At 68.7% G+C, this 20,460-nt stretch carries 19 protein-coding genes and 1 pseudogene; 16 read left to right on the plus strand and 4 right to left on the minus strand.

Going from position 1 to position 20,460, the window contains the following annotated elements:
• Positions 1 to 163: 163 nt before the first annotated feature.
• Complete coding sequence (locus ACIQWX_RS18310) at positions 164 to 1,498, minus strand: FAD-binding protein (RefSeq protein WP_400871914.1); 1,335 nt, start codon at positions 1,496 to 1,498, stop codon at positions 164 to 166.
• The gene (locus ACIQWX_RS18315; RefSeq protein ID WP_400871917.1) at positions 1,495 to 3,747 is read right to left on the minus strand and encodes an ATP-binding protein; all 2,253 of its coding nucleotides are present in this window, start codon (positions 3,745 to 3,747) and stop codon (positions 1,495 to 1,497) included. Before ACIQWX_RS18315 ends, ACIQWX_RS18310 begins: the two co-directional genes overlap by 4 nt.
• Before the next feature lie 337 nt (positions 3,748 to 4,084).
• On the opposite strand from ACIQWX_RS18315, the gene ACIQWX_RS18320 reads away from it, so the two are divergent.
• On the plus strand, positions 4,085 to 4,420 hold the full coding sequence (locus ACIQWX_RS18320) for a DUF6355 family natural product biosynthesis protein (protein ID WP_400871920.1): 336 nt from the start codon (positions 4,085 to 4,087) through the stop codon (positions 4,418 to 4,420).
• A gap of 16 nt (positions 4,421 to 4,436) precedes the next feature.
• Here ACIQWX_RS18320 and ACIQWX_RS18325 read toward each other — a convergent pair whose 3' ends face one another.
• Positions 4,437 to 5,057: a prepilin peptidase gene (locus ACIQWX_RS18325; protein WP_400871923.1), complete on the minus strand. Its 621-nt coding sequence runs from the start codon at positions 5,055 to 5,057 to the stop codon at positions 4,437 to 4,439.
• A gap of 159 nt (positions 5,058 to 5,216) precedes the next feature.
• On the opposite strand from ACIQWX_RS18325, the gene ACIQWX_RS18330 reads away from it, so the two are divergent.
• From ACIQWX_RS18330 to ACIQWX_RS18365, 8 genes and pseudogenes are all read left to right on the plus strand, one after another.
• Positions 5,217 to 5,759 (plus strand): hypothetical protein, encoded by a 543-nt coding sequence (locus ACIQWX_RS18330; protein WP_400871926.1) that lies wholly within the window; start codon positions 5,217 to 5,219, stop codon positions 5,757 to 5,759.
• A 1,095-nt stretch (positions 5,760 to 6,854) separates the two neighbouring features.
• Positions 6,855 to 7,553: an SAF domain-containing protein gene (locus ACIQWX_RS18335; RefSeq protein ID WP_400871929.1), complete on the plus strand. Its 699-nt coding sequence runs from the start codon at positions 6,855 to 6,857 to the stop codon at positions 7,551 to 7,553.
• Positions 7,553 to 8,413 carry a carbon monoxide dehydrogenase maturation protein gene (locus ACIQWX_RS18340; RefSeq protein WP_400871932.1) on the plus strand — a complete coding sequence of 287 codons (861 nt, stop codon included), beginning with the start codon at positions 7,553 to 7,555 and terminating at the stop codon, positions 8,411 to 8,413. Before ACIQWX_RS18335 ends, ACIQWX_RS18340 begins: the two co-directional genes overlap by 1 nt.
• Positions 8,410 to 9,771 carry a CpaF family protein gene (locus tag ACIQWX_RS18345; RefSeq protein ID WP_400871935.1) on the plus strand — a complete coding sequence of 454 codons (1,362 nt, stop codon included), beginning with the start codon at positions 8,410 to 8,412 and terminating at the stop codon, positions 9,769 to 9,771. The genes ACIQWX_RS18340 and ACIQWX_RS18345 overlap by 4 nt, the downstream gene beginning before the upstream one ends.
• Positions 9,759 to 10,670: a type II secretion system F family protein gene (locus ACIQWX_RS18350; protein WP_400871938.1), complete on the plus strand. Its 912-nt coding sequence runs from the start codon at positions 9,759 to 9,761 to the stop codon at positions 10,668 to 10,670. The genes ACIQWX_RS18345 and ACIQWX_RS18350 overlap by 13 nt, the downstream gene beginning before the upstream one ends.
• Positions 10,667 to 11,554 carry a type II secretion system F family protein gene (locus ACIQWX_RS18355; RefSeq protein WP_400871941.1) on the plus strand — a complete coding sequence of 296 codons (888 nt, stop codon included), beginning with the start codon at positions 10,667 to 10,669 and terminating at the stop codon, positions 11,552 to 11,554. The genes ACIQWX_RS18350 and ACIQWX_RS18355 overlap by 4 nt, the downstream gene beginning before the upstream one ends.
• Before the next feature lie 20 nt (positions 11,555 to 11,574).
• On the plus strand, positions 11,575 to 11,769 hold the full coding sequence (locus ACIQWX_RS18360) for a hypothetical protein (protein ID WP_400871944.1): 195 nt from the start codon (positions 11,575 to 11,577) through the stop codon (positions 11,767 to 11,769).
• Between the two features lies 1 nt (position 11,770).
• Positions 11,771 to 11,953: pseudogene (locus tag ACIQWX_RS18365) on the plus strand (TadE/TadG family type IV pilus assembly protein); the annotation flags it as partial.
• A 252-nt stretch (positions 11,954 to 12,205) separates the two neighbouring features.
• Here ACIQWX_RS18365 and ACIQWX_RS18370 read toward each other — a convergent pair.
• The gene (locus ACIQWX_RS18370) at positions 12,206 to 13,351 is read right to left on the minus strand and encodes a DUF6236 family protein (protein WP_400875803.1); all 1,146 of its coding nucleotides are present in this window, start codon (positions 13,349 to 13,351) and stop codon (positions 12,206 to 12,208) included.
• Positions 13,352 to 13,462: 111 nt separating this feature from the next.
• Here ACIQWX_RS18370 and ACIQWX_RS18375 point away from each other — a divergent pair, with 111 nt between their 5' ends.
• The 7 genes from ACIQWX_RS18375 (at position 13,463) to ACIQWX_RS18405 (ending at position 20,454) form a co-directional block, all read left to right on the plus strand.
• Positions 13,463 to 14,335 (plus strand): hypothetical protein, encoded by an 873-nt coding sequence (locus ACIQWX_RS18375; RefSeq protein ID WP_400871947.1) that lies wholly within the window; start codon positions 13,463 to 13,465, stop codon positions 14,333 to 14,335.
• Positions 14,332 to 14,784, plus strand: coding sequence for a TadE/TadG family type IV pilus assembly protein (locus ACIQWX_RS18380; protein WP_400871950.1), 453 nt, complete (start codon positions 14,332 to 14,334; stop codon positions 14,782 to 14,784). Before ACIQWX_RS18375 ends, ACIQWX_RS18380 begins: the two co-directional genes overlap by 4 nt.
• Positions 14,781 to 15,218: a pilus assembly protein TadG-related protein gene (locus ACIQWX_RS18385; RefSeq protein WP_400871953.1), complete on the plus strand. Its 438-nt coding sequence runs from the start codon at positions 14,781 to 14,783 to the stop codon at positions 15,216 to 15,218. The genes ACIQWX_RS18380 and ACIQWX_RS18385 overlap by 4 nt, the downstream gene beginning before the upstream one ends.
• Before the next feature lie 19 nt (positions 15,219 to 15,237).
• Positions 15,238 to 15,645, plus strand: coding sequence for a hypothetical protein (locus tag ACIQWX_RS18390; protein ID WP_400871956.1), 408 nt, complete (start codon positions 15,238 to 15,240; stop codon positions 15,643 to 15,645).
• A gap of 71 nt (positions 15,646 to 15,716) precedes the next feature.
• A complete protein-coding gene (locus tag ACIQWX_RS18395) occupies positions 15,717 to 18,152 on the plus strand; it encodes a transcriptional regulator (protein WP_400871959.1) in 2,436 nt (811 codons plus the stop codon).
• 714 nt (positions 18,153 to 18,866) lie between these two features.
• Entirely contained in the window at positions 18,867 to 19,169 is a 303-nt protein-coding gene (locus ACIQWX_RS18400; RefSeq protein WP_400871962.1) for a hypothetical protein, read from the plus strand.
• A 49-nt stretch (positions 19,170 to 19,218) separates the two neighbouring features.
• The gene (locus ACIQWX_RS18405; protein ID WP_400871965.1) at positions 19,219 to 20,454 is read left to right on the plus strand and encodes an AAA family ATPase; all 1,236 of its coding nucleotides are present in this window, start codon (positions 19,219 to 19,221) and stop codon (positions 20,452 to 20,454) included.
• Positions 20,455 to 20,460 lie beyond the last annotated feature (6 nt).

The raw sequence follows: 20,460 nt of genomic DNA on the forward strand, positions 1-20,460 counted from the left end.
CGGTCGAACCTGCCATGATCGACTCGCAGGGCCGATCGGGAGGAGAGGTCGCTGTGGCTGTTCGCCCCCTCGTGGGTGTGGCACCGCCCCGGTGGAGCAGCAGTAGCGTTCTGTGCCTCCTGACTGCCTCGGTCGGACTCATCGCCTGATCCGGCAGCAGTCCTCAAGCGAAGCGTCGAGGGAACAAGTTCGATGGGTCGTATCGAGCCTTTGCCTCGGCAAGCACCGCCTGTGCCGTACCGAGGTGACGGGTCCAGTCGGCGCTGGTGAACGGGATGGCTCCCGTGGGATAGCTGGTGCCCCCGACGCTGACAGCAGCGTCGTACCACCGCCGGTTTTTGGTGACCATGTCCTGGGCTTTCGCTGCGTCCGTGGCGAAGCGCAGGCCGGCGACCAGGTAGATCGTGCTGCCTTCGGGTAGCCGGAAGAGCGGGGTGCCGAACGCCGCGGTGGTCATCGGGTAGAGGAGGATCAACCCGGACGCGCCCATGTCGGCGTGCTCGAGGTCGGCCATGATCCCGCTCGTGAACGCATCGAGCTCCGCATCGGGCAAAAGCAAGTTCGGCCAGGGGTGCGGGGTCTCCCATTCGCCGGTGCCCTCGAGGTACGTCACGGTCTCGTCGAGGCGGGTGGCGAACTCCCAGTAAGTCAAGTCCTCGATCTTGTCGCGGGAAGCCACAAAGCCGATCCCCGAAGCGAGCACATCGTCGTAGGGCTCGTGGGGCGGCGTGTAGTACGAAGCGACGTCCAGCATGTACACCCAGCCGCCCGGGGTCGGCAGGATCTCTCCCTGCAAGAAGTCGAATCGGCCTTCGGCGAGCAGGCTGCGCTGGTTGGCAACCAGCTCGTCGATGGTGGGGTAGTAGACCTTGACGCGTCGGACGCGCGCTGGTGCCGGGATCAACGGCAGGGTGGCGCGCACGATGACGCCGCATTGACCGAATCCTCCCAGTACGGCGTGGAAGAGGTCTGGCAGCTCGGTCGGTGAGCAGTGCCGTGTCGCGCCGTCGGCCGTGACGACATCGAGGGCAAGCGCGTTGTCCGTCTGGACTCCGTAGCGATGGCTGGTACCGCCGATTCCGCCCGCTGACAGCGTGCCTCCGATGGAGGTGCCGAGGTAGTCGGTGAGGACGCGTGGGGTCAGGCCGTACTGGAGTGTGTGTGCGAGAAGTGAGTTCCAGGTCGCGCCGGCGTCGACGGTCACCTGGTCTTCGGTGAGATCGTGCACCTCGTCCAGGGCGGTCAGGTCGATGACCAGACCGTCGAGCGCCTGCGCTTGTCCCAGGCTGGTGTGGCCGCAGCCCCGGGGCACGACGGATATGTTGTTGGCCGCTGCGACGGGCAGAACGGCCTCGATATCCGCTGTGGACCGGGCGCGGAGTACCGCGAGCGGCGGGTAGCCGACGATGCCGCCGAAGTCGGTTGCCGCGAAGGCTGTCTCGGCTGGGTCGATGACCATCGTGCCGTCGAAGCTCAGGTGAGAGAAGACGTTCGTCAATTCGCGGCTCCGTCCTTCAGGTTGGCAATACTGGCGCGCACAGCGGCTTCGGCAGGATCGCCTCGCCGTTCGAATATGTTCGCGGCCTCTTCAAGCCGGCAGCGCGCCATAGCGCTGTCGCCGCGAGCAGACCACGTTCGTGCCAGAGCCCACAACGTGTCGGCCTGACCTTTGTCATCACGCGCGGCTCGTTGTACGGCAAGGGCGTCTTCGAGCTGGCTCAGCGCATCGTCGAGCATGCCGGCGGCGAAGTAGGTCATGCCCAGTTGGTAGAGCGAAAGGCCTTCGCCGTACTTGTCGTCGATGGACCTGCAGAGTGAGAGCGCGCGGTCGGCGAACCGGAGCGCGTCGTCGGTGTGCTGCTCTCCTCGGCAGAGGTCAGCGAGATGTACCAGGGCGACCGATTCGGCGTGCTGGTCGTTCTGCCCGCGGTGGATGACCATTCCACGCTCGAGGGCGCTTTTGGCCGCGCCGACGTCCTCCATGTCCGCGTGCGCGAGCCCGATGCCGATGTGGCACCACGCCGATCTGGTCGGTTCTCCCTCGATTTCCAGCAGGTCCAAGCCCCGACGAAACGCGTTGAGGCCGCTCTCCGGATTTCCCAAGCCGACTTCGACCAGGCCGAGGCCGGTCAGCATGTCAGCCTGCAGGCAAGGGTCGCCGAGCTTGGCAGCGGCTTCCAGGCCGAGGTGGTAGGTGCGTTCCCAGATCGTCCATGGTTTGCGAAGGTGGAAGTAGGAGAAGAGCGCCTGGGCCAAGCGGCATGCAAGATCGAGGTGTCCGATCCTGAGAGCGAGCCCAACCACCGAAGGAAAGCTGGCCAGCTCCTGCTCGCACCAGGCGAACGCCTCGGCGTAGCCGAGTAGTGCGGTATCAGCGGTTGACGGCCGAAACGGCTCGAGGGCACGCGCCGCCGCGGCGGCAGTGTCGAGGTACCACGACAGCTCACGTACTTGCGCTCGCTCGATGTCTTGGGGGGCGTCGATGGCGAGTGCTTGTTCGGACGCGTAGACGCGGAGCAGGTCGTGCAGCCAGAAGTGGTCCCGGCCGGCCTCCTCGACCAAGTGGCACGTGGCGAGGGTGCGGAGAAGGTGCTCTGCCTGGCCGGTTTGCATTTCCGCGAGGGCTGCGGCCGCCGGAACGCTGATCTCCTTGCCGGGATGCAGGCCGAGCATTCGGAACATTCGCGCAGCCAACGTCGGCAGCGCCCGGTAGGACCAGGAGAAGACGGCCCGGACGTCGGCGTCCTCGTCCGATGCGAGGGCGGCGAGCCGCTGACGCTCTTCGGCGAGGTCCTCGGCGAGCTCGGACAGCCGGATGGGGTGAGCGGCGATGCGTTCCGCCGCGACGGCGACGGCGAGCGGAAGGTGACCGCACCGGTCTAGGACGGCTTGTGCCGCCACCGGTTCGTCGTCGACCCGCGAACCGACGACTTCCCGCAGCAAACGGAGAGAATCGCCGGCAGGGAAAGGCGCGAGCGCCAGCTGCGTCGCGCCCGCGCGCACGACCAACCCGGTGAGCATGACCCGGCTCGTGACCAAGACCGTGCTGCCGGCTGCGCCGGGAAGCAAGGGACGTACTTGGTCGGAAGAAAGCGCGTTGTCGAGCACGACCAAGATGCGGCGACCGTGCGTCATCGTGCGAAACAGCGCTGCCCGCTTCTCCTCACTGGAGGGCACGTCCGCGGGAGTCAGTCCCAGGGAGATCAGGAAGTCTTCCAGGATCTCGGTAGGGCTCGCCGGTGATTGGTGTCCTGAGTGACCGCGAAGATCGGTGAACAGCTGGCCGTCGGGGAAGCGGTCGATTTCCCGGTGAGCCCAGTAGAGGGCCAGCGTCGTCTTTCCGACTCCTGGTGGTCCGTGAACGGTCGCGATCGACAACCGGTCCGTTTTCCCTGCGACCGCGTCGAGAGCGGAAAGCTGAGCGCTGCGCCCGACGAATCGGCCCGGCGCCGCCGGCAGCTGCGCGGGACGCGTTACCGCGGCCTGCGAGTCACTCTGGCGGGGACGCGGAATCAACGCCAGAAGTTCGCCGTCGGCTTTGAGTGCGTTGTCGCAGGCTTCGGCCAGCTCCGTCGTCGCCGTGCGGCGGCCATGTTCGACGTTGGCGAGATGAGCTCGGCTGTAGTGCGTGCGAGCGGCCAGCTCCGTGAGTGAAAGGCCGCGGGCGATGCGCACTTCCCGAAGCTCGGACCCGAAAGTCTTTCGTTTCTCGACTTCTGTTCTCCGCGTTTCATGTTTCTGGTACATGAAAACAGAAACCCCCTGGTAATCGCGGTCGACCCGGCTGATCCTGGGATGGAAGCACCGAGCGACGGATACGTACCCCTCGGCAACGAGGGTAACGCCGCGAGAGCTTCGGGACAGGTAACTCGCGGGACGCTGCGAGCAAGATCGTCCGCGAGGTGGAAGATCGAGTACCGAAAGTGATCGTTACCCCGTCTGCGACGCCAGACGGGTGACGTCTGGAGCGGTGCACGGTTAGCGCTTCGTGACTGCTCTGCCTCGCTCCTGAGAGGGGCCACCTGTCTGGTCGCACTGACGACTGTGCGGCCCTTGGCGAACCGACAACTTCTTGGAGATTCCGATGTTCATTTCGACGTGTCTTCAGCGCGCTTCCGTCATCGGGGCGATCGTCGTGTCGTTCGGCTGTTCTGCGGCAGTGGAAGCCTCCGCGCTGCCGATCTCGGAGGGGGTCGAAATCGCTGCTTGTGGCTACGACGGCGGAGGTGAGTACATCCACTGCGACAACGGTTCCGGGTCGACCGTGATGCTCGATGTCCAGGACATTTTCTTCAACTTGTACCACTACTGCGTCGGGCCGGGGACCACGAACCTTCAGCCGGTGATCCGCTGGCGCGTGATCGGCGCTTGGTGGAACGGCGGCGTCGGCTGCGACCCGGGATACTACGGCCCCGCGTGAAGTCGCAGCCCTTGTCTCAAGCAGCGACGGCGATCATTGCCGTCATCCCCGCGAGCAGACAAGGTCCGAACGGCACGGCACGGCTAGCTCGGAAGCGCGGTACGAGCAGGAGTGACAGCGCGATGAGCGACGCGAGCACGACTGCGCCGGCCAGCTCCGTCCAGCCGGACCAGCCGGTCACCAGGCCGACAACGGCCGCGAGACCGACGTCTCCGGAGCCGACACCGCCTTCGACGAGGACCGCGAGCAGCAAGTAGAAGCCCGCTCCCACGAGCATCGTCCATAGTGCACGGACTCCAGGACCGGGGTCGGACCGTGCCACGCAGATGAGTGCGAGACCGAGGGCAGCGCCCACCAGCTGGGGCACGACGACAATTCGAGGCAATCGATGTTCGAGCCAGTCGATGATCGACAACGGAACCCCGAGCGCCACTACGAACGCGTAGATCACCAGCTCGCCTTTGAAGCCCAGGCGCCAGGCGAGGATCGCGAGCACCAGCGAGGTGACGATCGCGCCGAACCACCACGACGACACGATCTGGGCCGGTCGACTCGAGAGCTGTTTGGTGATCGGGCTTCCCGCGGCCCCGAGAGCCAAGCCCGCTGCGGCACCGATCGTGGCCGGCCAGCCGTTCACAGCAACGCCGCCGAGTTGATGCTGATGCCTCTCCCCATGGAGCCATGCTGGCCAGCTCGCGGGTCGAGCGCACTGCTCGTCCTACCAACGAGTGAACTTCGACTCTGGTGGTGTGTGGGGCCAGACGGTCAGCTGATCATTCCCATGGGAGGGGACATCATGAATCTGCGTCACAGCGCTGTCGGTGCCTCACTGCTCTTGCTGCTGGGTGCCTGCAGTTCCACTGACCCGAGCGGGCCACCGGCGTCTTCGAGTGTCACGACGACGAGCGCGGTACCGCAGCCGACGGAGCAAGCGAAGGAACGCGCGGTGGCGGCGTACCTGGGTATGTGGAACGACATGGCCGACGCCGCATTGACGTCGGACTGGCAATCGCCGAAGCTCGCATCGAACGCCACGGCCGACGCCCTGTCGAGGATTTCCCGTGGCCTCTACGCCGACCACTACAACGGGCTCGTCACCAAGGGGAAACCGGTCAACCACCCGACGGTCGAATCCGTCGAGCCGACGTCTGCGCCGACCACGGTCAACGTCGTCGACTGCGGGGACGACAGCCGGTGGCTCAAGTACCGCGCCGATACCGGCCAGCAGGCTGACGACGGGCCGAGCGGACGTCGCCACATCGACGCCAAGGTCAAGAAGGCCGTGGACGGCTCCTGGAAGGTCGTCGACTTCGCCATCCAGGACGTGGGAACATGCTGACGCGCGCTCCGGCTGTCGGCGGTTTGATCGTCGCCGTACTGCTGAATTCGGCAGCGAGTGCTTCGGCGGGTGGCTGGGGTTCCGTCGACTGTGCCCAGGAGCCGTCGCCCTACTGCGATCTCGGAGCCGGGAAGACCGGCAAAGCACCGGGAAGCGGCAGCCGTCCGCCGGACGAGCCGGGTCGGCAAGGTGGCGGTGGAAAGGCCGTTCCGCCACCCGGTGACCGGATCGTCGGCGGTGACTCGCCCGCAGCGAACTGCTCGTACGTCCGGAGCAACTTCCAGCCTCCGGCGAACGGTGTGCAGACTGTGGTCTTCCACGGTGCTGTTCAACAAGCTGTTCTCGCGTCTGCACCGCTTCCACGACGCGCAAGTCCGTTCGCCGCCCAACAGGGCGGGGCGTGGTACGTCTACCGGTGTACCACCCCGGGTTTTCGCGATGGCCTGTACCGAGCGCCGCTCTGGATTCCCGATGGAGCTGCCCCTGCTGAAGCGACCTTGCCGTCTCCGCAAGAGCTGGCCGAGCAGGCTCGCGCCCGGTTGCGCTTACCATCTCCACGTATCCAGGCGAACCCGGTCGGCGACAAGCTGGTGAGCCTGCCGACCTGGTTGTGGCTCGACCGCGGCAGCTGGGGAGCGCGGCAAGCAACGGCGGCCGTTCCGGGAGTTTCGGTGACGGCGGTCGCGACGCCGAGATCCGTCTCATGGTCGATGGGCGACGGGGACAGTGTCGACTGCTCCGGCCCAGGCACCCCCTTCGTCGCTGGAGGGGACGCCTCGGCGGCGTCCCCCGACTGCGGCCACACCTACCGTCGGTCGTCAGCGACAGCGCCGGGACAGCAGCTTCCTGTCGAGGCGACGATCCATTGGACCGTGACCTGGTCCGGCGCCGGAGCGAGCGGCACTTTCCCCGACCTGACCACCTCGACGACGGCGGCGTTCCGGGTCGCCGAGATCCAGGCGCTCGGTACCGGGCACCGCTGACCGACCGATCCGACCGCCGTCAACTGCTTCGCGCATCCACATTCCCGTTCTGAGCTGTGCACCAGTTCCACGAGGTGCACGGCGCGGTCGATCCATGCCTGGGAGGCATCTAGTGACCAGCATCCGTACCGGTGACCACAACGTGGGAACCGAATCCGGTTCCGTGGCTTGGCTGGGGAAGAAAGGCCGGCTGGCCGCGGTACCGGCCGGTCGGCGGTCGCGGCGTCGCCTGCCGCACCTGCTCGTCGGCGTCCTGCTCATCGTGGTGTGCGTCGGGGGAGCGCTCTGGTGGGCGAGCGGCATGCAGGGCCGGGTGCCGGTCCTCGCCATCGCTCGGCCGGTGAGCGTCGGACACGTCCTCGAGCGGACGGACGTCCGCGAGGTCGAGATCTCGGCTGCCGACGCGATCGCGACCGTCCCGGCCGAGCAGGCGACCACCGTGCTCGGTCGGCCGATGGCAACGAGTCTCACCCCGGGAGCGTTGCTCACCCCGCACAGCGTCGGCCCGGCAGCAGTCCCTGCCGCCGGACACGCGATCGTGTCGGTCGCGCTGAAGCCGGGACAGTTTCCGCTCGAAGTCGCAGCCGGGTCGCCCACCCTCGTCGTGGTCACCGCGCCGTCGCTCACCGATTCGTCAGTCGCGCGGGAGAGCGGACAGACGTGGCAGGCCACCGTGACCGGAATGGCCAAGGCGGAGTCCGACCAGACCACGGTGATCTCGCTGCAGCTCCTGGGCGACGCCGCGCTTGCGCTCGCCCGGGTACCGGTCGGCCAGGTTTCGCTGGTCATGCTCGCCGGTGGTGAGCGCTGATGTTGATCGCTCTCGCCAGTGTGAAGGGCTCGCCGGGCGTCACCACCTTCGCCCTCGCCCTGGCCGCGAACTGGCCGGCTGATGTCCGTCGCGTGGTCGTCGAGTGCGACCCTGCCGGCGGCGACCTCGCGCAGCGATTTGGCCTGGCCACATCGCCAGGGCTGCTCAGCCTCGCCGCCGCAGCTCGACAGCCGGTGGAACCCGACGTCGTCTGGAACCACACGCAGCTGCTCCCCGACGGTATCCAGGTCCTGCCAGGCCCTCCGGGAAGCCAGCAGGCACGCGCCGCGCTGAGCACCTTGACCGCGCCGAACTCGCCGCTCTACGGCACCGCGCGCCGACCGGCGGTGGCGATGTTCGCCGACTGCGGACGCCTGGACCCGGGCTCGCCTGCCGAAGTGATGATTCGTCACGCGGACGTCCTGTTGCTGATCTCCGGGACCTACAACGACGAGCTCGCCCACCTCGCCACCCGCATTCACGAGCTGGGCCACACAGCCGCGCGGGCGTGCTTGCTGCTGGCCGGCCACGGATACCCGACCCACGCCGTCGAGCGCGAGCTGGGAATCCCGGTCATGGCGCGGATTCCCGACGACCCGACCGCGGCCGCTCGCTACACCGGGCGAGCAGGCGGCCGACGGCGAACTGGCGGGCTTACCCGGGTCGCGAAGACCGTCGCCCAGGCCCTGTCCAGCGGAAGCGCTCGTGACGCGTCCAGGGCAGTCCCGGACCTCATGCCGCACGTTCCGGGCGTGCCCGCCCAGCCCACGGCGGCTTCCGGCGTCCGCGTTCTCCCGCCGCCGGCCCTGCACAACGGCCACCCTCACACCAGTACTTCCGGGAAGGACGTTCGGTCATGACGATTCTCGACGATCACCGCCGACCCGATCCGGCAGCCGATCCCAGCCCTGAGGGGCGCTTACGGGAGTTCCTGCGACGTACGCTCGCCGACGAGCTGCCCAGCCGGGCCGGCGCGGCGAGGGAGCCGATGACCGCGGCGCGGCGCCGCGACTGGGCTGGCGACGTCCTCCGCGCGGCGGTGGCCGCGCACAGCGAGACTGAGCTGCAGGCTGGCCGGATCCTGCTTTCCCCGGAGGCCGAGGCGCTGCTCGTCGAGGCCGTCCTGGACGAGGTCTTCGGGCTCGGCGGATTGCAGCCGCTGCTGGACGACCCGGCGGTCGAGACGATCAACGTCAACAGCTTCGACCGCGTCTTCGTCCAGTACGCCGACGGCACCCGCGCCCAGGTCGCGCCGGTCGCCGCATCGAACGACGAGCTGACCGACCTCGTCCGCACCCTCGCCGCGCGGGCGTCCTCCGAGGAACGCCGCTTCGACCGCGGCTCGCCCGCGCTGAATCTCCAGCTGCCCGGCGGCGAGCGTCTGTTCGCCGTCCTCGGGCTCACCGCCGGCGGGCTCACCGCGTGCTCGATCCGTCGTCACGGCTTCCTCACGACCAGCCTCGCTCAGCTGCGCCGCCGTGGCACCCTCGACGTCGGCCTCGAACGCTTCCTGCGCGCGCTCGTGCGCGCCCGCAAGAACGTCCTGATCACCGGCGGCGCCGGGTACGGCAAAACAACGCTGCTGCGAGCGATAGCAGCCGAAATGGACCCGCTGGAACGCATCGTCACCATCGAGGACGCCTTCGAGCTCGGCCTCGGACTCGATCCGCGGCTGCACGCCGACGTCACGGCGCTTCAGGCCCGCCAGGCCAACGTGGAAGGCGCGGGCGCGATCAGCCAGGCCGAGCTGGTCCGCTGGGGACTTCGGATGTCCCCGGACCGCGTGATCGTCGGCGAGATCCGCGGGCCCGAGGTCATCCCGATGTGCAACGCGATGTCCCAGGGCAACGACGGCTCGATGGCGACGCTGCACGCCAGCAGCTCGAAGATCGCCTTCACCCGGCTGGCGTCCTACGCCGCGCAAGGCGCCGAGCGGCTGTCGCTGGAGGCGACCGCGTTGCTGGTGGCCTCCAGCGTGCACTTCGTCGTGCACCTGGCGAAAGGCGGGGACCGCATGACCCGGGTCGTGTCCTCGATCCGCGAGGTCGTCGACGCCGACGGCGGAACGGTCGTCTCCAACGAGGTCTACCGCCCGGGCTCCGACCTGCGAGCTCGTCCGGTCGCTGGGGCACTCCGGGCGGAGACCCTCAACGACCTCGTCGACGCCGGGTTCGATCCCGACCTCCTGACCCAACCCGAAGGGTGGTGGGCGAGGTGACCAGCACGCTCATCGGCTGCAGCACCGGGCTCGGCACCGCCACGGGTCTGCTCCTGATCATCCTCGGCTCCCGTCGGCCGCTCCCGTCGTCCCGCACGCGCCCTGCCCGGCAGGCGCCGTGGCGAGCCGACCGAGCCCACGCACTCCGCGCGGGCGGATCGCTGGGCGCCGGCTTGCTGGCCATGGTGGCAACCGGCTGGGTGGTCGGCGGGATGCTGGCCGCGGCAGCGACCTGGTTCCTGCCCGCGTTGGTCGGGCCCGACCGCGCGCACGCGCGGCGAGTTGCACGTATCGAAGCCGCGGCGTCGTGGACGGAGATGCTGCGCGACACCCTCGCGGCTGCGGCCGGGCTCGAACAGGCGATCCTCGCGACCGCGCCGCTCGCGCCCACGGCGATCCGTGACGACGTCGCCCGCCTCGCCGCGCGGCTACGCAATGGACAGCGGCTCGCTTCTGCCTTGCGGCGCCTGGCCGAGGAGCTGGCCGACCCGACCGCCGACCTGGTCATCGCATCGCTGGTCCTGGCGGCCGAACACCAGGCTCGCCGGCTCGGCGAACTGCTCGGCTCGCTGGCGGAGACCGCGCGGGCGCAGGCGGCGATGCGGATGCGCGTCGAGACCGGACGTGCTCGCACCCGCACTTCGGTGCGCGTCATCGTGGCCACCACGGTCGCCTTCGCCGTCGGCGTCGTGGTACTCAACCGCGCCTACCTCGACGTCTACGACAGCGCGCTCGGTCAGGCCGTCCTGCTCGTCATCGGCGCGCTATTCAGCGGCGGATTCGCCTGGCTGACCCGAATCGCCGCCGGCCGTCCCGCCGCGCGTGTCCTCTCGCTCAGCGACCCACCTCACCTCGATCCGGCCGCCGCGGCGGCGTCATCAGGCGGTGAGCGCGGATGACCGCCGTGATCCTCTTCGGCACCGGAGCCGGTCTGGGCCTGTGGCTGGTCCTGACCTGGGCGATCCCTCCGCAGACCTCCCTGCACGGCCGCCTGATCAACACGAAGGACGACTTGGTCCTGATCTCCACGTTCGCCGAGATCCCGTGGGCTACTGCGCTGGCCCGGCCCCTCCTACCCAGCCTGCGTGCCCTCGGACTTCCTGGCGACCAGCTGGCCCGAGACCTCCGCGTGCTCGGCCGCGGTACCGACACCCACCTGGCCGTGAAGGCGCTGCTGGCCTGCGCTGGCCTGTTGACGCCGTTGGTGCTTCAAGGCCTGCTCGTCCTCGCCTTCGTGCACCTCGGCGTCGAAGTTCCGCTCACCCTCGCGGCCGTGCTGGCGGCGGCTGGATTCCTCGCACCCGACCTCGAGGTTCTTGGGAAGGCCGCGCGTGCACGTGCAGAGTTCCGCGCCGCGCTCTCGGCGTTCCTCGACCTCGTCTGGATCACCCTGGCTGGCGGCGCCGGCGTCGAAGCCGCGCTCCTGGCCGCCGCGGACGTCGGCCACGGTGGCGCATTCGACCAGCTACGCCGCGCCCTCGACGCCGCCCAGCTGACCCGCACCGCACCGTGGTCGATCCTGCGCCGCCTCGGCGACGAACTCGACATCAGCGAACTCGCCGAGCTCGCGGCGTCGATCTCCCTCGCGGGCACCGAAGGCGCCAAGGTCCGAACCTCCCTGGCCGCGAAAGCCGCCGCGCTGCGCACCCACCTGGTCGCCGACGCTGAAGCCGACGCGCAAGCCGCGACCGAACGCATGGCGCTGCCGGTCACCCTGCTGTTCCTCGGCTTCCTCGGATTCATCGCCTACCCGGCCGTCACCCAGGTCCTCAACGGACTATGACACCGTCCACAGGAGACATCATGCTGACCTACTGCCGAACCCTCTGGAACATCCTCGCCGGAAGGATCCTGTTGCTGCGTAGGGACAACAGCCGCGGTGAGATCACCACGACGGTCATCGTCACCGCGCTCATGGCGGTGCTCGCCATCGCACTGATCGCGATCATCGCCGCCAAATTGACCGCGAAAGCCAACAGCATCGACCTCGGCAGCTGACATGTTCTCCGCTGCACGTGGTCGTCTCGCGGCATGCCGCCGGCGTATCCGGCGAGCGTTGGCGGGGGAGCGCGGCGAGGTCACCGTCGAGCTGGTGATCGCCACGCCACTGCTTTTGCTTGCGCTGCTGGCGATCGTCCAGTTCGCACTGTGGTCGCACTCGACCCACGTCGCGCAGGCGGCCGCCGCCGAAGGACTTGCGGCGGCGCGGACCCAGGACGGCACGGCCGCGGCCGGCCACGCCGCTGCCCAAAGCCTGCTCGACGATCTCGCCGAAGGGCCGTTGCGGTCTTCGCACGTCGAGGTGACACGCACAGCGACCTCGGCGTCGGCGAGCGTGCAGGGCGAGGTCGTCGCCGTACTGCCTGGCGTGCACCTGCACGTGCACGCCGAAACCGCAGGTGAGGTCGAAAGGTTCGTCCCAGACACTTACGAGCTAGCTGAACGGATGCCGGACGCGCTCACGGACGCTGCGTCGGCCGAACTGCTGCTTCAATCCCAGCAGGTACCCCACGGGGCTGTTCTGACGGGCGTCGCGTTGAGTCGCACGGGCCCGAGCGCCGCCCGCGACCAGACGAGCCGCCGCCAGCCCGGCCTCGGCGACGACCTTCGGGACGCCAGCAGCCGACGTCACCGCAGCAGCAAGGGCGGGCAGTTCCGACGATTTGAGGTCCAGGATTGCGCCCGCCGGATCGAAGCCCAGCCGGCGGAGGCTTCGCTCCAGCGCCTCGGTCGGTCGACGGAGGTTCCGGTCCACGAGCATTTGCAGCCGGGCTTGAAGAACGGTCGGGTTCTCCACCTGGGCAAGGTTCGAGAATTCTCCAGCGAGCGTGCCGAGGTGATCCCGGAAGGCGTCGAACTCGCTGGCCAGTGTCTTGCGCACCTTCACGATTTCCTGCACTGGAATGTCTTCGATGTTCCTAGGGATAACGGTCTTGACCGCGAGGTGGGCGTAGAGCGCCGCGACATCACTTGCCGCGTGCGGCTGTTCGCCGTCCGCCTTGGCGGTATCTCCGAGAAGGCTGGAGAAGTACCCTTCGTCGTCGCCGTGCAGCGCATGGAGTTTCGGCTGATCGGTGATCACGGCAAGCTGATTGGCGTTCGCGATCCGATCGACCAACGTCGTGGCGTACGCCGCGCTGATCGCGGGGTGTGTGGTGACCCAGGTCCCGTCGTCCGCGACCTTCCCGAGGCCGTAGTCGACGAGTTCGCGGTGCAGCTCGGCGGTCATCTTCCCAGCGTGCACCGAGCCGTGAAAAGGATGGAGGTAGGCGGCTCTCATCTCGTCCACAGCATCGTGCCACCGGGGGACGCCGCCGTGTTCGGTCGCGGGGTCGTACCGCTGCTGAAGCGCATGGTGGTTGTCGGTGACGAACTTCAAGAACTCGGCGGCCACATCTTCCACCTGGCTGGCCGGGGGCTCGATGTTGAGGAAGAAGTCGAGTTCTCCGGCGAGGGTTTTGGCGACCTCGGAGTCATATCGAGGGAACCCGTCGGGCGTGAGGCGGGCGAGCCGCGGCCAGTACAACGCTGCGGCCTTGAGCCAGCTGTCGTCCCGTATGTGGATGTACGGGTAGTACATCGCGATCACACGTAAGCAGTCCACCGAGTTCTCCCTGGTTTGCAGCCCGTTCGCAGGATGCCACAGGAAGTGCTCAGCAAGTCGGAATCTTGATTCGAAGGGGGAAAGGCCGTGGTGAAGCCGAATCCGGTGACCGAGGGCGCCTTCGCCGACGGGCAGGACGTGATGTTGTGGAACCCCGCCATCACCGCGAAACATTGGCGAGCAGAACTCATTCGTGCCTTCGCCTCGTGTTGCCGGAGCATCCCGCTCTCGGTCGGCGTGGCCGTCTTGGCGCTGGGGCCAGGCATCGCCAAATCCGTTGTCGGCGTTCTGACGGTCGGTGTTGCCGGCCTTCTCGTGCTGAGTTGCCTTTGTGGTGCGGTCGTCACCGCGGGGTGTGTAGGGACCGACCACCGGCATCGCCGCGGCCGGAAGTGCCGGCTGGAGCGCCGACCCGGCGAGTTCTTCTTCCGCACTCGCGACTTCGCCGACCTCAGCCCCCGAGTCCATCGGGCGGTCGCGCAGCTGATCGGCCTGGTCGGTGAGCTGGACGCCTCGTCGGGCCAGAGGTGGTCCGTTCTCGACGTGCCCGAGCGCGCGCACCAGCTGGCGTGGGAGGCGTTGTCCCACGTAAGCCGCTCTCGGGCGGCACGTCGACAGGCCCAACGGCTTGCGGAGGCGCCCGGCGAGGCGGAGGTAGCGTCGCCGACGACTGCCGCCGTCGAGATGCTCGACGACGAACTCGACGAACTGGTCTTCCAGCTCCAGGCCTGCGTGACGCTCAGTCGGGCCTGGGAAGCGAAGCTCGATCACGCCGAGTTCGTCCAGCACGCTGAAGCCGTCCGCGGTGAGCTGCGAGCCGCGTCCATCGGTCCGATCGTGGCGTTCGCCGGGGAGCTGCCGACGACGGTGTTCGCCTACGTCACCGCCGCCCGGGACCTCACGAACGCCGGGCCGTTCCCCTGGGAAAGTCAAATCTCGGTAGGGGAGTCGGTCCGGTGACCGTCACGCGGTGGGCCCGTTGGTGGCGTGCGCAGGACGGCTCGGTGACCGCCGAAGCGGTCCTGGTCACGCCGGTGCTGGTGATGCTCCTGGTCTTCGTTGCCGTGGTCGTGCACCGCGGTGTCGACGCGCGACTTCGGCTCGACGACGCCGCGCACCAAGCGGCGAGGGCGGCCAGTCTCCAGCGCACGACAGCGGCCGCCGGCGAAGCGGCCACGGCCGTCGCCACCTCGGCGCTCGCCCACGCGAACGTGACGTGCCGCAACGTCGAGGTCAGCACCACGACCACGGCGAGGCCGGGCAGCATCGTCGTCGTCAGCGTCCGATGCACGGTCGACTTCGGCCAAGCGATTGTCCTCGGCGTACCCGGCACCAAGACCCTGACCGCCTCGGCCAGCGAGGTCGTCGACCTGTACCGCTCCCAGCCGGCAGACGGGAGGACACGATGAGCCGCCGTCTGCACAAGAACTGGTGGAGCACAGAGGAAGGCCGCGTTTCAGTCTTCGTCGTCGTGCTGATGATCGGGCTCCTGGCCCTGGCCGGCCTCGGCCTGGACGGCGGCCTCGCGCTCGCCACTAAAGTCCGCGCCACCGGCCAGGCCGAATCCGCCGCCCGCGCCGGCGCGCAAGCAATCGACCTCGCTGCCTACCGCGAGACCGGCGCCCTCCGGCTGGCGCCCGCGCACGCCGAAGAACTCGCGCGCCGCTACCTCGCCGACGTCGGTGCCACCGGCAGCGTGACCGCCACGACCGACACCGTAGCCGTCACCGTCACCACCAGCCAGCGCACCCAGCTGCTCTCGCTCGTCGGTATCCCGGCGATCGATGCCCACGGCAGCGGCGCCGCCCACCCCCAGCGCGGCATCACCGCAATTGAGCCCTGACCACGGAAGGAGTTGACCCATGATTGCGACGGATGAGATCGAGCGCCGCGTCGAGAAGGCTGACGCGGAGAAGAGCGCCAGGAGGACGGCCGCAGCCCGCGAGGTCGGCGAGCTTGCCCGCCGCCGCGTAGCGCTGGCCGAGCAGCTGGCAGACGTCGAACGCAAGCTCGGCAGCGTGCTCGCCGCAGCCGCCGACGTCATCAGCCTCGACGAGCTGGCCGAGTTCACCGACGTCCCGGCCGCCGACCTCACCACCTGGCTCGCCGCCGGCAAGCCGCGGCCCCGACGAGGACGACCGCCAGGAAGCCGCCGGCCGAAGCCAGACGCCCACCCAGCGCCGGTGCCAGCCTCCGCGTCACCGGCAACCTCGCCGGGACAGCCAGCGACCGCCTCACCGGACCCAAACATCAGTAGCCAGCGAAGCTGAGGGCTTCCGTGCCACGCCAACGTTCGACCTCGGTCGGTCTGCAGCCAGCTCGTCGCTCGATCGGGCGCGGCGTGGCACGTCTGCTGCACGCCGGCGTGGCGATCGCGGTGTTGTCCGCGCTGTGCGCCGGGCTGCCGTGGGCGCTGGTGCGGTTCGTCGGCTGGCCCCTGCCTGACCACCTGCCAACCATCGCCGAGCTCGGAAATGTCCTGAGCGCGCCGCTGTCGACGAGCCTGCTGCTCGATGTCCTCGCCTGCGGCGCGTGGCTGCTGTGGGCTGGTTTCCTCGCCGAGCTGGCCGGCTGTCTGCGCGAGCTCGTGCGCGCCGCCGGTCGACCCGACCTCGGCCGGTGCAACAGCCCGCTTCGGCGAGTTGCCGCGGTGCTCGTCACCGCCGTCGTCGTCTCGTTCCTCAGCCGCAGCGCCCTCGCCGCGCCTGCCGGAGGAGGCGCCGTGCAGACCGCGCAGAGTCCGTCGTTGACTGCCGAGCCACCGGCCGCAGGGGAGCCGACGGACGTCGAGCTGGTGCGCCCGCCACGCGACGGTGTCCACGATTCGTTGTATCGAATCGCGCAACGCCGTCTCGGGAACGGCAGCCGTTGGCCGGAAATTTGGCGTCTCAACGTCGCCAGCGCGCAGCCTGGCGGACGGACGCTGACCTCGCCCAGCCTCGTGCACCCGGGTGACCGGATCCAGCTGCCGCCGACTGCGAGTCCTGCGAAAGCACAGCGGCCGATCTCTCCGCCGCCACCGGTGTCCCACGGAAGACCCGCGCCCTCAGCTCCGCCGAGCCTTGCCGCACCATCGTCGGCCGCGTCGCGCTCAGACACGTGGAAACCGGAGGTGTACGTCGGTCTCGGCCTGGCCGGCGCGGTCAGCGCGGCGCTGCTGATCGCTCGGCGCCGTCATCGCGCCCGCTACCGACCAGGCAGCGGGCTACGCGATGACGATCCGCGGATCGCCCCGGTGGTCTACCAGCTGCACCTGGCGCACCAGCACGCGCAAGCCGAACTCGACACCGTCGCCGAGCCCGCCGCGACGATCGCATCTGCCGAAGCGCCCGATGAGGAGGCAGGGGAGCTGACGCTGCACCTCGCGCGAATGCACGGACTCGGTCTCGTCGGTCCCGGCAGCTACGCCGCCGCCCGCGCGCTGCTGCTCACCGCGATGACCGCGCCCGGCTACGCGGACGTCGTCGTACCGGTCGCGGAACTACGCACCCTGCTCGGCGTCCCGGAAACCGACGCCGAGCTACCCGAACGCGTCCACCTCGTCGACGACCTCGCCGCGGCACTTGCACACCTCGACACCCTCGACCTGCCGAACCAAGCTGGGCCGATCCTCGTCGCGAACTCTCCGGCTGGCGACGACGAACGCACGCGGCTGCAGCGGCTCATCGAGGAAGGTGGTGGGGAGCGGACCGTCCTTCTACTGGGCCAGTGGCATCCCGGCGTCACGGCCTACGTAGATGCTGCTGGAGCGATCACCGCGACCTCGCCCGGCCCGGGAGAGCCGCTGCGCGGCCGCCACGCCTTCTCGCTTCCCGAGTCCGCGACCCGCGACCTCCTGACCCTGCTGCACACCGCCCACGACCATCACAAGGGCACGTCCGAGGAGCCAATCGAGCCGGTCAACGGGCTGGAAATCGCAACCTGCCCGGCTTCGGAGCGCGCCGACGTGACGGAAATGAAGCCGAGCGCGGAGTTTCAGCACGGAGCTGCCAAGCCGCTGGCGCTGTCGGTGTTCGGGCCGCCGACGTTGTCGTGGTGCCCGGACCCGAACCAACCCGAAGACGTCGTCGAAATCACCGGCCGGCTGTCCCGTCGGCTGTGGGAACTGCTGATCTACCTGGCCCTGCATCCGGACGGCGCGCCGAGAACCGCGGCCATCGACAGCCTCGGGGCCGCCCGCCCGACTCGGGACCCCGCTGCCGTGCTGCGCACCGTGCTGTCCCGCCTCCGCAGCACCATCGAAGCAGCGACCTCCGCCGACCTCGGCGACGTCATCGTCGCCGAGCACGGCCGCTACCGGCTCGAACCCGCCCTCATCGAGGTCGACTACTGGGCGTTCGCGGGCGCCGTGGCTCGGCGTCGCACCACGACCGACGAGCAGACACGCGCCGCAGCCGCAGGTGAGATCGTCGACGGCTACGGCGGCGAGCTGGCCGCCGGCTTCGACACCGAATGGCTCACCGCGCTGCGCGAAGGCGTCCGCCGCGACGCCCTCGACGCCGTCGCCGCGCTCGCCCGCGCACGAATCCAGACCGACCCCGAAGCCACGTTGCAGCTGCTGGAAACCGCACGCGACTTCGACCCGCACAACGAGCTCCTCTACCGCGACATCATGCGGCTCGAGCACAACCTCGGCCGACCTGACGCCGTCGCAAGAACGCTGCGCCTGCTCGAAGCACGACTCGCCGAGATCGACGAATCAGCAACCACAGCGACGATCAAGCTGGCCAAAAGCCTCTGTGGGCTCGATATCGGCAACGCGAACTCAACGGCGTAGCTGCCGCGACGACTACGCTGAAATACCTCGACGCTGAAATGGCTGAGCAGCCGCAGCAAATGTTAGTGTCAACGTGCTGCCAGTTGCCACATACAGAAAAGTCACTCGGTGTTCCCGTTTGAAATCCCCGCCGTGTCCCTGCGCGCTCTTGCTCGCGCAGGCAGGAGTGCCTATGGGTTTCCGGCGCGCCGACTCGACTCTGAACGCCTTCTCGTGTCGAGCTGCTCGTCCGGCGAGAGCCCTCGGCACTGGGAGTGCCGTCGCACCTGCCGACCGCCCCGGCGTTCCGGGCGCCGGCTAAGGCGGAACCTCCGGAAGCGTGCATACGAGCAGGTCGAACGGTGTATGCGGGGATCCTCAGGTATCCCAGACTCGCTTGGCGACAAGCAGGTAAGCACATCGGGCCCGTGTCGTCGGCCGACCTGTACTGATTCTCTTCCCGTGGTCCTGTTGGCACGCATACCTCACCTTGCGTCACCGGCTCACCTTATCGCTATTTCAACTCCGAACGATCTAAAGGACTTCTATTGTCGTGCCGGCGGCCAGTGGTACTGCGGTGTCGCTGACCTGCGAGAACTGTTTCGACCCGTGAATTTTAGGTGCGGCCTTTTGCTTTTGTCGCGTCACCCGGATGGGTTGCCAAAAAGTATTGCGCGGGTTTGGTTGATCGAGTTACTTTTGTTGTGTCGCCGGGAAAACCGGAAATCACGCCGAATGCCACGGATCGCCGTGCAGGTTCGCGATGAAATGAGGAACATCATGGTGGAAGATCCGGGAACCGGCCCCATCACCACGCGGAACCGCAACGGGGTCGCCGTGGTTGCTTACCGGGTCACGTTCGACGGCCGGAAAATCACGGTTCACGGCCCGGACGGCCCCCGGACCCGCACGTGCCGCAGCGGCAGCGGATACGCGCAAGACGCGACGTTGCAGGCCATGGGATACCACGGCTTGTTCGCAATCTGCCCCGACTGCACCGACGCCGCTTTCTGCTACACGACCCCGCTGCCGCGCTGATCACCACGATGCCCAACCCACGCGCAACCCGCCTGAAAGGACAGACGCGATGACCACGCCCACCCCGCCCGCCACGGCACCCGCCGCCGGGCCGACCGCCCCAGCGGGTGGGACGGCGACCCGGCTTCGCAACGGCGAACTTCGCGCGATGGTCGCCAAAATCCTCGCCGACGATCCCGCAGCGGCCCACACGCCCGGCAGCATCGCGCGCACCCTGAACCGGTCATCCGGCGCGGTCGGCAACGCCTGCCAAGCGTTGACCGACCGGGGTCACGCCGAAGTCGTCACGACGGCCCCGGTGAGCTACCGGGCCACCGCGACGACGGCATCGGCCGCCGCGCCCGCCATCATCCCGGCCCCGGCACCTGTTCCCCGCACGCGACGGCCGAAATCCGCCAGCACGGCCCCCGCCGCGCCCCCTTCCACACCGACCCCGTCCGCAACCGGCAGCGCCACCATACGACCGGCGCGCAAAGTCACCGGCCCGGTGAAACGACCCAACGGGATGGACTACCACCCCCGGCTCCTGTCGGGGATGCCCGACGTGACCGCGCTGGCGCGGCTGCGCGACGCCGGGGTCGCCGCCCTGCTCTACGGCCCGCCCGGCACCGGGAAAACCTCGGTGGTCGAGGCAGCGTTCAACGACTGCCTCACCGTCCAGGGCGACGGCGACACCGTGACCGCCGACCTCGTGGGCGACTTCACCAAAACCCCCGACGGCGACTTCGTGTTCGTCCACGGACCGCTGGTCCGCGCGATGCGCGAAGGCGTGCCGCTGTTCATCGACGACGCGACGCTGATTCCGCCGACCGTGCTCGCCGTGGTCTACCCCGCGATGGACGGACGCCGCGAAATCATCGTCAAGGCCAACACCAGCGAAGTCGTCAAGGCCGAACCGGGGTTCTACGTCGTCGCCGGGCACAACCCCGGCGTCCACGGCGCCATCCTCACCGACGCGCTGTCCTCCCGGTTCTCCGTGCACATCCAGGTCTCGAGCGACTACGCCCTCGCCGAACAGCTCGGGGTCGACAGGAAGGCCGTGCGGGTGGCCCGCAACCTCGTGACCCGGCAGGAGAAGGGCGAGATCGGCTGGGCTCCGCAGCTGCGCGAGCTGCTGGCGTTCAAGAAGCTCGCCGACGCGTGGGACCTCGACGCCGCCGCCGGAAACTTGGTCGGCATCGCGCCGGAAGAGGACCGCGCCACCGTCGCCGCCGTCGTGCGCGACGTCTTCGGCAAGACCGTCGCCCCGCTGGCCCTCGGGGCCCGCGTCGCCACCAAGCCCTGAACCCCC

It is taken from the genome of Amycolatopsis sp. NPDC098790 (genome assembly GCF_044759945.1).
Classification (GTDB): domain Bacteria; phylum Actinomycetota; class Actinomycetes; order Mycobacteriales; family Pseudonocardiaceae; genus Amycolatopsis.